The following is a 13965-nucleotide window of genomic DNA, read 5'->3' as shown; positions in this document are numbered from 1 at the left end:
GGGTCTGTCCGTTCGCATGGTCGGGCCGCACCACTGCTTGAACCGGTTGACGCATCGCTCCGTCGCGTTGCGCTGTCTGTACATCTCGGCTCGTAGGCCGGCGGGCGCCCGCCGGCACGGCCTCGCCGCGGACGGTGGCAGACCTGGTCGGACGGCTGAGGAGTGGCTGCACGGGTCCCGCGGCGGCGGAGATGCTTCTGGGGCGCCCGGGATGAGTACGCGCGGTCCGCCAGGACGGCCTCCGGCCGAGGCCTCGGTCTCCCGAGGCCGGCGCGTGGGACACGGATGCCTGCCATGACGGCCTCGAAGGCCGGCGCGTCACCTGCCTGGCCTCCGGTCACGCGGATGGCCAGAGGCCGTGCACGGCTGTCGCCGGCGCCTCCAGATACTGCTCCAGGCCGATCAGCCGGCGTCGGAGTACTTCTTCCGCCTCCGCCAGGGCTGCCCGTTCCCGGACCGGTTCGGCTTCGATTTCCTTCACCCGCACCACCGCGGTCTTCTGCCACGCTTCCGACACCGCTCGCATCGACGGCGCCCGCCACTCCCCACGACATTTCGGCCGGCAACGGACCGAGACTCCCGTGACAACCGCGATCTCATGCCTGACCAGGAAAAATCGCACATGAGGTTCGGAAAAGAACGACCTCTGGCTCAGGGGGCAGTGATGGCACCCCAGAAGTCTGCAAGATCCGCTGTGGTTTCCTCCGGGCGATGGACGTTCGGTGAATGTCCGCCTCCGGGCAACGCGATGAGTTGTGCCGACAGAGCGTCGGCCATCTTCGCCACACCTTCCGGCGCCCAAGTGAGGTCGGGTGAGCCCGAGACGACGGCCTTGGGGAGCCCGATGGCCGCCAGCGCTGCCGTGCGGTCGGGCTCGGTGAGCAAGTGCTCGGCAGCCGCCCTGACGTGGTTGTGGTCATTGGCGAGCCAACGAGTCCGCATAAACGATCGGACGTCATCTGGAGCTGTGGCGTCCTGGCCCTCCAGGAAGGGCCAGATCTCCTCCAGGGTCATTGAGCCGAGCACGGAGAGCAGTAGACGCAGTCGTTCGCGCTGTTGAGCGGAGACTTCCGCCGGGCCGAAGTTCATGAGTGTCAGAGACCTCCAGAGGGAGGGGTCTCCATGAGTCCGTAGAACGGCGACCCGCGCCAAGAGAGCGCCGTACGAATGGCCCACGAGGTGGACCGGGCCGTCACCGACAGCCTCAACGACGGCAACGAGGTCTTGAGCGAGCTCCTCCCTCACATACGTCGCAGGGGGATGGGGGCCACCCGTTTCGTGCTGGCCTCGGCCATCGATGGTGACAACACGGTAACCAGCTCGGCTCACCGGTGGCAGCATGGGCAGGAAGTCCTCCTTGCTGCCCATGAAGCCGGGAACCATGACGACAGTGCCCCTGTGGGGTACAGAGCCGTCGGGTGCCATGTCGAGAGCGGCGAACATGCCGCGACTGGTGGTGAGAGATCGAGCACGGGCGCTGGATGGGACCGTCAGGGTGAGCAGCTGACTCATGGACGAACAGCATAGGGGGCTTCGCTGGTGCCCTCGTGCTCTGTTTGGTGGCAGGGGTCAACGAGCAGCCCCGATCACTCACCATGCGTTCGAACCCTCGTGCGGCCATTCGGGCTGGTGCGTTGTCCAGGAAGTTCTTTGGTCGGCTTGCGCAAGTGCCAGCCCCCGAAGATGCCGATCACCTTCCAGGTCCATCCCTCTCTTTCGCGCTGGCCTTGCCGACGACTTTCCCAGGAAAGAACTGGTTGTCCGTAGACTTCAACGGCAAGCGCGTTGATGTCCTTCTCCAGATCCTGCAGATGAAGACCGATGCGCTGGACCCCCTTATTGCTGTCCCGGAGGTAGAGGGCCGAACCCAGAACCACCAGCGTCACGATGAGCCACCGCCACCAGCCGAGATTCCCGCCCAGCGTCGCGGCGATAGCGGTCAGCGCGGCGGCATACCCGGTCATCTGCTGCCGAGCGGCGATCCTTTGGACGACCTCAGTACGAAGCGTCTCGTACTCCTGCATCCGCAGGCCGATGACAGCGCTCACTCGCTCGTGCTCTTCCAGTGCCATCAGGCCTCCCCTGCCGGCGACCGGCGATGTCCCGTCCGACCGGATCATCCGATCGGATCGCACCAGTGTTCCTGCCGCTTTTTCTGCCGCTTTGGACTGCAACAGAAGTCTTCCGCCGAGAGGCGGCTGCCCAATCCGATTTGAGCTAAGTCTGCGCTTTGACGTACCAAGTCACCGCTGATTGCCGGTACTCACCACGCGAAGATCCCGGCCACTCGCCGAATGAGCCTTGCCGGGACCTCGCTCACGGGCGGCGGGAGTGCGTCCGGCCGACTGGGTTGTCGGGGGCTTGGACGGGTCGCCGGACGGGTGCGGAGGGCCTGTTGGGGAGGATGTCGGTGAGCGTCGCGGCCAGGACGGGGGCGCCCTGTAGGGCGTTCGGTGCGAGTTGGCCGGCGGTGTCGTGGAGGCGCGGATGCGGTTGTCGGCCCCGGCCGGGCCGGTGCCCTCGAGGAGGAGCCGTCCGGCGTCGCTGTCCCAGTCACCGCGCATGCCCGGCCCGTTCAGCAACCGCAGCAGGAGACGGAAAACCTTCCGAACCGGTTCGAACAGCGCGGAGGACGTCCCGAGGGGGTCTCCGGGCAGCGCGAGCAGGAAACGGACGAAGAAAAGCGGGCGCAAGGACGGAAGCCCACCTGGAGGCAGTTCCTGGTGATGGCCCGTTCTCGGGCGTCATCGGCTCTGCCGCCGTCTTCCGCCGTACTTCCTGAACAGTGCGGCCTGCCCCTGCGAGCATGCTCACGCACAGACCGCCGGTAGGCTGCGGTGGTGCGTACGGTCGAGCTTCTGTTGGATGAGGCGGCGGAGTTGGCGGTTCGGGAGGCCTGGCGGCGGCTCGCGGACGTGGGGCTGCCCAGTCAGGCGCGCCACCGCTCGCCGACCAACAGCCCGCACCTGACCCTGGCCGCCTGCCCGGAGCTGACTGCTCCGATCCGCTGGGAGCTCGCCGAGGTGGCCGCCGTCCTGCCGCTGCCGGTGCGGTTCACCGGCGTGGTTCGCTTCGAGCGTCCTACCTCGGTACTGGCCTGGGGGTTGGCTCTCGACTCCGCGCTGGCCGGTTTGCACCGTCGGGTGTGGGAGGCGGTGGCCTCGGACAGTCCGCCCGGGAGCCTCAGCCCATTCCACGAACCCGGGCGCTGGATCCCGCACATCACGCTCGGTCGTACCCGACGGGCAGGTGCCTTCACCGGCCGACGGGTCCCCGAACTGCTGCCGGTGCCGCCGCTGTCGGTCCGGCTCGTCACCCTGCGCAGCTACGACACCGAGACCGGCGCCCTGGAGGTGCTGGCGCCCCGGCCCTGAGAGGTCCCCGACGCCAACCGGTCAGCGTCCCCGCCGAAGTGGTGGCTCAGCGGCCGGTGGCACCGTCCGTAAGAACTCCTGACCAAATGATCTTCAAGGTGGTTGGATCACTCCAGGACTGGTGACCCGGGGGTGCGGGTGGCTCGGCCGAAGCCGTGGGAAGTCGACGACGAGCTGTGAGCGGTGATCGAGCCGCTGCTGCCGAAGGTCGAGTGTCGGATCCGACATCGGGGACGCAAGCGGCATCCGGACCGGCGGTGTCCTGGAAGCCATGGATCCCTGTGGCCGAAACCTCGAGGACAGCCACCCGCCTCCGCGTGACGGTCACAGTGCGTCCGGTCGTCCAACCGCTTCCGGCCCAGCGACGAAACTGGTAGCAGCGGCCGAGTGAACCCCCACTCGGTATCGGACAGTTCACGGCGGCGTATCACACGACCATGATCCACCATCCAGGACCACTGCCGACAACGCCCGACGGGGCCCACTGCTGTCGCGGGCCCCGCCGGGATCGTGCCGCCGGTCAGGCGGGCGTGGGCTGTGTCCGGTCGAGGGTGGGTTCGAGGCGGACGACGATCCCCTTCGACGTGGGCTGGTTGCTGATGTCGGCGACGCTGTCCAGCGGCACCAGGACGTTCGTCTCCGGGTAGTAGGCGGCGGCCGAGCCCTTGGCTGCCGGGTAGGGCACGACCTCGAAGTTCTCGGCCCGGCGCTCGGAGCCGTCCGCCCAGACGCTCACCAGGTCGACGCGATCGCCCTGGGCGAGGCCGAGTTCGGACAGGTCGGCCGGGTTGACGAGCACGACGTGGCGGCTGCCGTGGATGCCGCGGTAGCGGTCGTTGTCGGTGTAGGGGACGGTGTTCCACTGGTCGTGCGAGCGCAGCGTCTGCAGCAGCAGGTGACCCTCGGGTGCCCGGGGGACCACGCGCTCGTTGCAGGTGAACAGGGCTTTGCCGACCTTGTTGTTGAAGACGCCCTCGTTGACCGGGTTGGGCAGTTGGAAGCCCCCGGGGCGGGTCACCCGTGCGTTGAAGTCGTGGAAACCCGGCACGATGCGGGAAATGCGGTCACGGATGGTGCCGTAGTCACCCTCGAACTTGTCCCAGGGGATGTCCGTCCTGCCGTCCAGGGTGCGGCGGGCGAGCCGGCACAGGATGGCGACTTCGCTGAGCAGCAGCGGGGAGGCCGGTTCGAGGCGGCCTTGGGAGGTGTGCACCTCACTCATGGAGTTCTCGACGGTGACGAACTGCTCGCCGTCGGCCTGGACGTCACGCTCGGTACGCCCCAGGGTCGGCAGGATCAGCGCGGTGTCGCCGCAGACCGTGTGCGAGCGGTTGAGCTTGGTGGAGATGTGGGCGGTCAGCCGGCACGAGCGCATCGCCTCCTCGGTGACCTTGCTGTCGGGAGCGGCGCGGACGAAGTTGCCGGCCAGGGCGAGGAAGACCTTGACGCGACCCTCGAGCATCGCCTTGATCGAGTCCACCGAGTCCAGGCCGTGCGGGCGCGGCGGGTCGAAGCCGAACTCCTTCTGCAGGGCGTCGAGGAAGGTGTCCGGCATCTGCTCCCAGATGCCCATGGTGCGGTCGCCCTGGACGTTGCTGTGGCCGCGCACCGGGCAGGCGCCGGTACCGGCGCGCCCCAGGTTGCCGCGCAGCATCAGGAAGTTGACGATCTCCCGGATGGTGGGCACGCCGTGCTTGTGCTGGGTGATGCCCATCGCCCAGCAGACGATGACGCGCTCGCTCCGCAGGACCTCGTCGCGGACCTTCTCGATCTCCTCGCGGGTCAGTCCGGTCGCCGTGCGCACGTCGTCCCAGTCGACGGTGCGGGCGTGCCGGGCGAACTCCTCGAAGCCGCTGGTGCGGGCGCCGATGAAGTCGTGGTCCAGGACGGTGCCGGGCCGGGCGTCCTCGGCCTCCAGCAGCAGGCGGTTGAGGGCCTGGAACAGGGCGAGGTCGCCGCCGGGCTTGATGTGCAGGAAGCGGTCGGCGATCTGGGTGCCGCGTCCGATGATCCCGCTCGGTTTCTGCGGGTTCTTGAAGCGCCGCAGCCCGGCTTCCGGCAGCGGGTTGACCGCCACGATCCGGCCGCCGTTGCGCTTGGCCTCCTCCAGAGCGCTGAGCTGGCGCGGGTGGTTGGTGCCCGGGTTCTGCCCGACCAGGAAGATCAGGTCGGCGTGGTGGAGGTCGTCGAGGCTGACGGTGCCCTTGCCGGTGCCCAGGGTCTCGCTCAGGGCGAAGCCGCTGGACTCGTGGCACATGTTGCTGCAGTCGGGCAGGTTGTTGGTGCCGAAGGCGCGGGCGAAGAGCTGCAGGACGAAGGCGGCCTCGTTGCTGGCGCGGCCGGAGGTGTAGAAGACGGCCTCGTCGGGGGAGGCCAGCGCCTGGAGTTCCTGCGCGAGGACGCCCAGGGCGTCGTTCCAGCCGATGGGCTCGTAGTGCTCGGAGCCGGGCCGCTTGATCATCGGCTCGGTGAGCCGGCCCTGCTGGTTGAGCCACATGTCGGAGCGGGTGGCGAGGTCGGAGACGCTGTGCTCACGGAAGAAGGCGGCGGTGACCCGGCGCGTGGTGGCCTCGTCGTTGATGTGCTTGGCGCCGTTCTCGCAGTACTCGTTGCGATGGCGCCGGCCCGGGGCCGGGTCCGCCCACGCGCAGCCGGGGCAGTCGATCCCGCCCACCTGGTTCATGGTCAGCAGGTCCACCCCGGTCTTGCGCGGGGAGGTCTGCTCCAGGGAGTACTCCAGCGCGTGCACGACCGCGGGGACTCCGGCCGCCCACTTCTTCGGCGGTGTCACGGAGAGGGTGGTCTCCGGCTCCTCGCCGGCCGGGTTCTGCATCGGTTCGCCTTTCTCTTGCCGTGTCCGGCACGCCGGTCAGCCGACGGGCCACTGGGCCACGCGGCTCCTGGGCGGTTCCGGGTGATCGTGCTGCACGCGACCGTTGCGGATGGTGCCGCGCCAGGCCCCGCCCTCCTGTCCCAGTCCCTCGATGAACTGCTTGAAGTTCACGAGTTCCCCGCGCACCAGCCGGGCGGTCAGCCGAGCGGCCCTGGACGAGCGGGTGAGGACCCTCGCGGCTCCCCGTGGTTCCAGGAGCATCCGGACGGTGATCGCGGTGCCGCCGGACTCCGTCGGCCTGAACTCGACCTCGCCCTGGTGGGAGGGGTTCTGTTCAAGACCGCGCCAGGCCAGGTAGGCGTCGGGGTCCTGCTCCACGATCTCGACCGCGAAGCGGTGGCGCAGGGGCCCGTAGCCGATGGTCCAGGCGGTCACGGCGGGCCTGATCTGCTCGACGCCGTGCACCACGGTCGAGAAGCGCGGGAAGGTCTTGAACTGCGTCCACTGGTTGTACGCCGTCCGCACCGGCACCGCGACCTCGACCGTCTCCTCGACGTGCCGCTCCCGCAGCGGTCGGCGGCGCGTGACGCGGTCGCCGTCAGTGCGCGTCCCCGGCGTGTCCGGCACGGCCTGCTGGAGGTCGTCTTCGTGCGCCATCGTGCTCTCTCCTCAGGTGAGGGAGCCGGGCGTGCGGGCACCCGGCCTCTCTTCGTGCGTCAGGGCTTCTCTTCCGGTTCCCACATCGCGCACTTCGAGTCACCCCGGGGCGTTCGTGTCCCGCGGGGTGCCGGCTGCGGGAGGGGCGGGCCGGTCACCGGGCTGTCTCGCGGCGGCTGGTCCGCGGCGGCCTTGCGGACGGTGCGGTGCAGGGGGGCGTCGCGCACGTCGGCGACGATCGTGTCACCGGGTCGGCCTCGCCGGCCGGCAGAGGGTCGGCGATGCGGTTTGCCGAGTTCGGTTCGCACAGTGCGGAGCAGCGGCAGGGCACCCAGCGCTGGGTGGTGGAGCGCGTTCGCCCGTCCGTACTGGTTCCTCCGCCCACGGATCCGCTACGACATCCACCAAGTCTTCCTCACCCTCGGCTGCGTACCCATCCACCGGCGTCGGCCGGCGGCAGACCAGCGCCGCCACGACCTCCAGCGGCCAGGTCGCCGGACACGCTGCAGCCGTTCGTGGCGCTCATCGGCCCGTCCGTCGGCCAGACGCACCGAAACGCGCACCGGCGTCCCCGATCGGACCATGCCCGCCGTCATGACCACGGCGACCCCGTTCTGACCGGAGGGTCCGAATCGGAACTCGGGGTTGCGCCCCTCGTCCGTCCGGACGACGCCACACCGGGCGGTGAGCGCGCCAGGGTCTGTGGCCAGGTGACCAAGTCGTCCAAGGCCGGACACCCGGCAAGGCGTCCCTGGGCGGACCCGCTCGTGACGACGATCTCCGCATCGATTGCCGTCATGATGCACGTACATCAGCACTCGGTCCGTATGGGGCATTGCGTGAGGAATCCTAATACTCCAGCTGGAATCCTGCATTTTCCATGTTCGACGGCCTGGCGGTGGGGAGTGCAGCGGGGTGTGGCATGTCCGGGACGGGCTTGAGCCGACTGTCCGTCCGACGGGTGTCCGCGCGCATGCGATGAGAGCGCCGGGCATGTGTCTGAGGGCGGCGCCGCCATCGGGACCGGTTCAGCGCCTGGTCGCGGTGTGATGGCGCAGCAGTCGCGCGGTGCGTGAGCCGGTGGAGGGGCTTCCGGAGACGGACAGGATGAAGGCCGTGGGCGGACCTTTCGTGACCGGGGTGCGGGGCCGGGGGTACGCCGGTGGCGGCCCGGTGACCACCGGGTGCTCGACTCCACCGGGACCACCGGCACCAGCCCGTTGCGCAGCGTCTCCAGGAAGGCGAGACGGTCTCGGCGGTCACCGAGCGGTGGTTCACGTCGTTGAGGACGTCGTGGCGGGCGCCCCGGACCACCGGGAGGCGGGCCCGGGACTGGGACTCGGCCGTACGGGTGAGGGCGTCGAGGAGGTGCGGCCGCGCACGTCCCCGGGTGACCGCGTCTTCGTCCCGCCGTTCGTCCCGCACCGGGAGGAGAACCCCGATCCCGCCGAGGAAGCCTGACCGGCACCGGTGTGCCCCGGAGGCGGGCGGGCGGCCGGCCTCCGGGGCACCGCGGTTCAGGTCCGGTGGATCACGGAGTCACCACCGGGCGGGGAACCGTCAGGGCACGAGCCTCAGCAGCCGGTTCGGCGAACCCGAGCCGGGGCCGGTCACCTTGCCGGTGGTCGCGCCGTTCACCAGGGCCGAGGCGACCTGGGCCGGGGTGGCGGAGGTGTGGCCGGCCAGGTAGACCGCCGCCGCTCCGGCGACGTGCGGGGTCGCCATCGAGGTGCCGGAGATGGTGTTGGTCGCGGTGTCACCGGTGTGCCAGCCGGCTGTGATCGAGGAGCCCGGGGCGAAGACGTCCAGCACCGAGCCGTAGTTGGAGTAGCCGGCCCTGGCGTCCGTGCTGGTCGTGGCGCCCACGGTGATGGCCTCGGTGACCCGGGCAGGGGAGTAGGAGGAGGCGTTGGCGTTGCTGTTGCCCGCGGCGACCGCGTAAGTGACGCCGCTCGCTATGGAGTTGCGCACCGCCGCGTCCAGGGTGGTGGACGCGCCGCCGCCGAGCGACAGGTTGGCCACCGAGGGACCGGAGTGGTTCCTGGTCACCCAGTCGATGCCGGCGATGACCCCGGCGGTGGTCCCGGACCCGTTGTTGTCCAGCACCCGTACGGCGACGATCTTCGCCTTCTTGGCCACTCCGTAGGTGGATCCGGCGATGGTGGTGGCCACATGGGTGCCGTGACCGTTGCCGTCGGAGGCGGTGGTGTCGCCGTCCACGGCGTCGTAACCGTAGGTGGCACGGCCGCTGATCTGCTGATGGGTGATGCGCACACCGGTGTCGATGACGTAGGCCGTGACACCACTGCCCGAGCTGTCCGGGTAGGTGTAGGTACCGGACAGCGGGAGCGAGGCCTGGTCGATGCGGTCCAGGCCCCACGGCGCGTTGGACTGCGTGGTGTCGGCTGCGCTCACCCGCTGGTTCTGCTCGACGGAGGCGACCGCGGGGTCGGCGGCCAGACGGCCGGCCTCAGTGGCGGAGAGGGTGGCGGTGTAGCCGTTCAGCGCGCTGCCGAACGTCTTCCGCACACTGCCGCCGTACCGCTCGACCAGGTCCCTGCCCGTGTCCGAGGACGCCTTGAACCCGGCGGCCTTCTTCAGCGTCACGATGTAGCTGTCCTTGACCGCGGTGGGGGAGCCGGCGGCGAGCACCGCCCCCTCGGCGGGAGCGGCCTGGGCGGGAGTCGTGACGAGCCCGCCGGCCAGGGTGGCCGTCGCGACACCGGCGATCACCGCGAACCGTGTTCTCTTGCTGCGCAGTCGTGCCATGACGAGGGGATCCTCCTCCGGGAGGCGCGCCCGGGTGGGGCGCGCGTCTGTGGGGGTGGGCGTGCGAGATCGCACACCGCTGCCTGGAGCGTTGTGTTCCGCTCCCGGCTGCAAGCAAGGTTCGTCGCTGACTGCCGTACAGGACAAGGGAGTTGATTACCTGGCAACAAATTTGCCATGGGCACGACATGCAACGGGACGGTGGGCCGCGAGCACAGTGACGAAGAGGGTCGGGGAAGTACTCCTCATCATCGGACGCTGGCCCTCGTACGTGGTGGTGACGTACTGCTGCGCGTCGGACAGCTCCCGTAGCCGTCGAAGGCTGGGGCCCCGGGGCGGTCGGCCGCCGAAGTTCGACAGAGCCGGCTACCGCGAACGTCACGCGGTCGAGTGCGGGGTCAGTCCCCTCAAGCGCCACCGTGCCGTGGCCACGAGGTACGACGGGCTCGCCGTTCGCTACGGGGTGACTGTGCTGGTCGCAGTCCTCGATGAACGGCTGTGACCTGCGCTTTCACACACAAGCTCCGGGACGGGTTCCGCTGAAGGTGGAGAGTTGGGTGTACGTCTCGCCGCGTAAACTGTCGGCTCGTATGCCCCTCTGTGATGGCTGCGCGCACACCGACGGTTTCCCGTTCGACCCGAAGGACTGAGCCGTGCCCGACCGACCTGAGATCGTCTGCATCTGCGGCTCCACCCGGTTCGTGGACGAGATGAGCGCGGCGAACCGTGATCTGACCTTCGCAGGTGTCATCGTCGTCGCGCCAGGCGTCTTCCTGCGCGCCGGGGATCACGAAGCAGACGAGTTGATCACCGACGAGCAGAAGGCCGCGCTGGACGCCCTCCACCTGCGCAAGATCGACCTGGCTGACCGGGTTCTGGTCGTCAACCCGGGCGGGTATGTCGGCGAGTCCACGAGTAGGGAGATCGCATACGCCCACGCCACCGGCAAGCCGATCTCGTTCACCGATCCCCTCTGACCGGTGGATGCTTCGTGGCGCAGGCGGGCAGTGAGTCCGGTCAGCCGTGGAGCGTGTTGCCGGAGGGTCTTCGAATTCGTCGGGCGCGGCCTTGTGCTTGTGTCGCGTGACGTGATCTCGGACGAGACGTGGGCCGTGCTCGGGCCGTTGTTCCCGGGCGTGAAGGCCACGGGCCGCCCGCCTGTCGCCTCGACGCGCGGTCGTCGAGGCGACGGCGTGACGGTTCCGCACCGGGGCGCCGTGGCGGGACCTGCCGGAGCGGTTCGGGAACCGGAACACGATCTACAAGAACTTCGACCGATTCCACGATCGTGCGCGTCCATCAGCACGACGTGGCCCTGCCACGGGACACAGGGGCGAGGCCGAACTGCGAGGAGCTCGGTGATGAACCCGCTGATCACGCGATCGTCCGCTCCCGCGGCGGGCTGACGGCCAAGTCGCGGACGGCAAGGGAGGGGCACTGGCGTTCATCCTTGCCGGCGGCCAGGCCGCGGACACGACCATGCTGCCCGGCACGCTCGACGGGACACGCCTCGCCGGTGCGACGGGGCGTCCGCGCAAGCGCCCGGACCGCCTGCTCGCGGACAAGGGCCACCCGTCCAAGGCGAACCGGGCCTGGTTGCGCGAGCGTGGCATCGCCACGACGATCCCAGAATCGGCGGCCGGCCCCGTCGTCCGGTCAACTCCTCAGGGTGTCCACGGCTTGAGCATGTCCTTCATCGTGTCCGTCATGGCGAGTTGCAGCAGCGGGCCGTAGGTGATCCGGCCTACGCCCAGACGGCGGAAGCGATCGAGACCGTGCCTGACGGGATGGGCCGTGGAGTTCACGGGAACGGTGACGGCGCCGGTCACCGCCGTGAGCAGGTCGTCGTCGTCCTGGATGCCCACCGGGTAGACACTGTCGGCGCCGGCCTCCTCCAAGGCCCGCAGCCGCTCGATCGCCTCATCGAGGACGTCGGAAGCGTTCTGCGCGTGGATGAAGAGGTCGGTGCGCCCGTTCACCCAGACCGGGACCCCCGCGTCGTCAGCCGCAGTACGCAGACCGGCGACGTAGCCCGCGTGCTCCTGCGTGCTGCGCACGCGGCCACCGTCCGAGTGGACGGTGTCCTCGATATTGAGGCCGACGCCGCCGACCTCGATGAGCCCGGCGACGAGATCTGCCGGCTTCTGCCCGTACCCGGCCTCCAGGTCCACGGACACGGGGACGTCGACCGCCGCGATGATCGGCCTGACGGCGGCGAGTACCTCCTCGAAGGTCTGCCCCTCGTGGTCGTCGGCTCCCCGGGAGTCGGCGAGGGGATGGCTGCCGATCGTCAGCGCGGGAAATCCGGCGGCGACTGCCGTGCGCGCGGACCAGACGTCCCAGACGGTCGGCAATACGAGCGGCTTGTACTGGGAGTGCAACTGCTTGAGGAGTTGAGCGCGCTCAACGGTGGTGTGAAGGGCCATGCCAGGAACGCTACCCCGGGATCGCCGCGGACAACGGGCTGACAGGCGTTGCCCGGTGACGGGAGGACGAATTCCTGGTTGCCCATCGGGCCGGGGCGCTCGACCGGCCGCCGGAACGGGGCAGTGATGCACTCCGTGGACCGGCCCTTCGTCCGCATTCCGCCCCTGCCCTGTTCGCACCGGGCCCGGATCCACCGATCACCCGCTCACCCGCAGGGCGACAGCGATCTCCCGGTTCCCCCGGGCGTTACGCCCAGCAGCCGAACCCGTTCTCACGCGGCCCGGCGCGTAGCTCGCAGCGTCACACCTGCTCGAGCCGCCCCACAGTGCCAGGCGGGCGAACGACTCCGGCATCGCTCAAGCACGTTCAGCAGCGTCCCGCGACGCCCCGGGCCGCATGGACCCGGTGTCCGCCATCGAAAGTCAGCTCATGGACCGTGGCGAGTGGTTCCTCGGGTGTCTCCAGTGCCTCGAAGCAGGTCCTGGACTCGCCGAGGATCGTGGACTCGAGTCGGTTCTCCTCCACGTGGTCGTCGAGGTCTCCGACACCGCGCTCGCGCATGTGCTGCTCGAGGCGGAACGCGGGGGCCGGAGTCCTGTCCCAGTGCATGAGCTTCCCGGTGACGACGAGCTTGAAGTGAGAACCACGGAAGGCGGCCATGGCTTGCGCACATCAGCGGGGTCCGGCAACGGGCGCCGGCACCGGGCTCATGCCGCCGAGAGCTGCCACGCCTCCTGGAACCGGCGGCGGGCACGGAAGAGACGGGAGCGGACCGTGCCCACGGGCAGGGCGAGCACCTCGGCCATCTCCTCCTCGTTGAGCCCGTAGGCACGCAGGGTGAGGACCTGCCGGTGCGCCTGGGACAGACGCTCCAGCACATCGCTGATGTGCACCGCGTCCAGCGGGTTCGTCTCGTGCTGTGACTCCACCTGGGAACAGCAGCGTTCCTCGCCGTAGCGCTTGGCGGTGCGGACGGCCTCGCGGACCGTCACCGAGCGCACCCAGCCGTAGAACGCCGCCGGTTCGCGCAGGGAGCCCAGGCCGCGGTAGACGGCGAGCAGCGCCTCCTGCGTGGCGTCGGCACCGTCGTCGTGCGTGATGGACCGGCAGATGCGCGCGACGTAGGGCGTGATGCCGGTCAGCAGGTGGTTCATCGCGTGCTCGTCGCCCGCCTGGGCCCGGGGGAGCAGTGCCAGGGGGGAGGGAAGTTCGCTGACGGTGGTCATGTCGGGCAGGGCCTCCTTGTGACAGCCGGGCGGATGGGGGAGCGGGGAAGGGCTCAGCCCGTGGCCACCCGGGCGCGCCCGGCGTTCGCAGTGGCCGCGAAGCGGAGCAGCCCGGCGCGCACGTCGTCGCGGAACGCCCTCATGAAGGACGGGCTGTAACAGGCGGTGGAGTGCGGGAACTCGATGGAGAGCCGGCCTTCGAAGGAGACGACGCACGCCATGAGGGGACTGCGTCCCGCCTGCGGGAAGTAGTGCTCGCGGGCCGGCACCAGACGCACGTCGACCGCTCGCAGCCCGCTCGGCAGGCGGGGGCCGGGGACGACGCCCATGTTGGTGGCGATGACCGTGGCCAGCTGCAGAGCGGGGTTGCGGGGGATCTCCGGCGTGATGCGCATCTCGTGGAAGTGGTCGCCGCGGGAGAGGAAGTCGCTCAGCCGCCCGTGCACGGTACGGGCCAGCCGGAGCGGCTCGGAGGCCTCGGACACCTCCAGGGTCTGCAGATGGGTGGTGACCGCGGGGACCGGCGCGGAGGCGGGCAGCGGCGGGGACAGCCGCGAGCGCAGGTCGACCGGGGAGAGACAGCCGAGGGTGCGGGGCCCGTCGCCGCCCAGGCGCCGCCGGGCCGTCGCCAGCAGCGTCGCGGCGATCAGTGCGTGCACGGAGACGCCCGCGCCGCGCG

General features: G+C 69.7%; 11 protein-coding genes and 5 pseudogenes. 5 read left to right on the top strand and 11 right to left on the bottom strand.

Going from position 1 to position 13965, the window contains the following annotated elements:
• The 4 genes and pseudogenes from B7767_RS44780 to B7767_RS21570 form a co-directional block, all read right to left on the bottom strand.
• Positions 1-377 (bottom strand): annotated as a pseudogene (locus B7767_RS44780) (IS5/IS1182 family transposase); the annotation flags it as partial.
• On the bottom strand, positions 338-517 hold the full coding sequence (locus B7767_RS21580; protein WP_179167227.1) for a hypothetical protein: 180 nt from the start codon (positions 515-517) through the stop codon (positions 338-340). The gene B7767_RS21580 and the pseudogene B7767_RS44780, both read right to left, overlap by 40 nt.
• A gap of 134 nt (positions 518-651) precedes the next feature.
• Positions 652-1512, bottom strand: coding sequence for an alpha/beta fold hydrolase (locus B7767_RS21575; protein WP_085573651.1), 861 nt, complete (start codon positions 1510-1512; stop codon positions 652-654).
• Positions 1513-1586: 74 nt separating this feature from the next.
• Positions 1587-2072 (bottom strand): hypothetical protein, encoded by a 486-nt coding sequence (locus B7767_RS21570; RefSeq protein ID WP_143652575.1) that lies wholly within the window; start codon positions 2070-2072, stop codon positions 1587-1589.
• Between the two features lie 807 nt (positions 2073-2879).
• Between B7767_RS21570 and B7767_RS21565 the strand changes: the two genes are divergently transcribed.
• Positions 2880-3374, top strand: a complete 495-nt coding sequence (locus tag B7767_RS21565; protein WP_256923523.1) for a 2'-5' RNA ligase family protein — start codon at positions 2880-2882, stop codon at positions 3372-3374.
• 520 nt (positions 3375-3894) lie between these two features.
• On the opposite strand, the gene B7767_RS21560 is transcribed toward B7767_RS21565, so the two are convergent.
• Together B7767_RS21560 and B7767_RS21555 are read right to left on the bottom strand one after the other, a co-directional pair.
• The gene (locus tag B7767_RS21560) at positions 3895-6207 is read right to left on the bottom strand and encodes an FdhF/YdeP family oxidoreductase (protein ID WP_085573649.1); all 2313 of its coding nucleotides are present in this window, start codon (positions 6205-6207) and stop codon (positions 3895-3897) included.
• 36 nt (positions 6208-6243) lie between these two features.
• Positions 6244-6864 (bottom strand): SRPBCC family protein, encoded by a 621-nt coding sequence (locus B7767_RS21555; RefSeq protein ID WP_085573648.1) that lies wholly within the window; start codon positions 6862-6864, stop codon positions 6244-6246.
• A 1350-nt stretch (positions 6865-8214) separates the two neighbouring features.
• Between B7767_RS21555 and B7767_RS21545 the strand changes: the two are divergent.
• Positions 8215-8322 (top strand): annotated as a pseudogene (locus B7767_RS21545) (cupin); the annotation flags it as partial.
• A gap of 102 nt (positions 8323-8424) precedes the next feature.
• On the opposite strand, the gene B7767_RS21540 reads toward B7767_RS21545, so the two are convergent.
• A complete protein-coding gene (locus tag B7767_RS21540) occupies positions 8425-9633 on the bottom strand; it encodes a S8 family peptidase (RefSeq protein ID WP_085573647.1) in 1209 nt (402 codons plus the stop codon).
• Positions 9634-10286: 653 nt separating this feature from the next.
• Here B7767_RS21540 and B7767_RS21535 point away from each other — a divergent pair.
• The 3 genes and pseudogenes from B7767_RS21535 to B7767_RS49370 all read left to right on the top strand — a co-directional run.
• Positions 10287-10610: a hypothetical protein gene (locus B7767_RS21535; RefSeq protein ID WP_085573646.1), complete on the top strand. Its 324-nt coding sequence runs from the start codon at positions 10287-10289 to the stop codon at positions 10608-10610.
• A gap of 235 nt (positions 10611-10845) precedes the next feature.
• A pseudogene (locus tag B7767_RS48190) lies at positions 10846-10995 on the top strand (transposase); the annotation flags it as partial.
• Between the two features lie 69 nt (positions 10996-11064).
• Positions 11065-11367 (top strand): annotated as a pseudogene (locus B7767_RS49370) (hypothetical protein); the annotation flags it as partial.
• On the opposite strand, the gene B7767_RS21525 reads toward B7767_RS49370, so the two are convergent.
• The 4 genes and pseudogenes from B7767_RS21525 to B7767_RS21510 all read right to left on the bottom strand — a co-directional run.
• Positions 11298-12059 (bottom strand): isocitrate lyase/phosphoenolpyruvate mutase family protein, encoded by a 762-nt coding sequence (locus B7767_RS21525; protein WP_085573645.1) that lies wholly within the window; start codon positions 12057-12059, stop codon positions 11298-11300. The pseudogene B7767_RS49370 and the gene B7767_RS21525 sit on opposite strands and share 70 nt — an antisense overlap.
• Positions 12060-12426: 367 nt before the next feature.
• Entirely contained in the window at positions 12427-12720 is a 294-nt protein-coding gene (locus B7767_RS21520) for a hypothetical protein (protein WP_179167228.1), read from the bottom strand.
• 47 nt (positions 12721-12767) lie between these two features.
• The gene (locus B7767_RS21515; RefSeq protein WP_085573644.1) at positions 12768-13286 is read right to left on the bottom strand and encodes an RNA polymerase sigma factor; all 519 of its coding nucleotides are present in this window, start codon (positions 13284-13286) and stop codon (positions 12768-12770) included.
• Positions 13287-13339: 53 nt separating this feature from the next.
• Positions 13340-13965 (bottom strand): annotated as a pseudogene (locus tag B7767_RS21510) (protein kinase); the annotation flags it as partial.

Source organism: Streptomyces sp. 13-12-16, assembly GCF_002114215.1.
Lineage (GTDB): Bacteria > Actinomycetota > Actinomycetes > Streptomycetales > Streptomycetaceae > Streptomyces.
This window is presented reverse-complemented; position numbering and strand designations above follow the sequence as displayed.

What these genes read in the sequence shown, in the direction of transcription:
- B7767_RS21525 (WP_085573645.1), bottom strand. Translation starts at nt 12,059, where the DNA reads ATGGCCCTTCACACCACCGTTGAGCGCGCTCAACTCCTCAAGCAGTTG.
- B7767_RS21520 (WP_179167228.1), bottom strand. Translation starts at nt 12,720, where the DNA reads ATGGCCGCCTTCCGTGGTTCTCACTTCAAGCTCGTCGTCACCGGGAAG.
- B7767_RS21560 (WP_085573649.1), bottom strand. Translation starts at nt 6,207, where the DNA reads ATGCAGAACCCGGCCGGCGAGGAGCCGGAGACCACCCTCTCCGTGACA.
- B7767_RS21575 (WP_085573651.1), bottom strand. Translation starts at nt 1,512, where the DNA reads ATGAGTCAGCTGCTCACCCTGACGGTCCCATCCAGCGCCCGTGCTCGA.
- B7767_RS21515 (WP_085573644.1), bottom strand. Translation starts at nt 13,286, where the DNA reads ATGACCACCGTCAGCGAACTTCCCTCCCCCCTGGCACTGCTCCCCCGG.
- B7767_RS21570 (WP_143652575.1), bottom strand. Translation starts at nt 2,072, where the DNA reads ATGGCACTGGAAGAGCACGAGCGAGTGAGCGCTGTCATCGGCCTGCGG.
- B7767_RS21540 (WP_085573647.1), bottom strand. Translation starts at nt 9,633, where the DNA reads ATGGCACGACTGCGCAGCAAGAGAACACGGTTCGCGGTGATCGCCGGT.
- B7767_RS21555 (WP_085573648.1), bottom strand. Translation starts at nt 6,864, where the DNA reads ATGGCGCACGAAGACGACCTCCAGCAGGCCGTGCCGGACACGCCGGGG.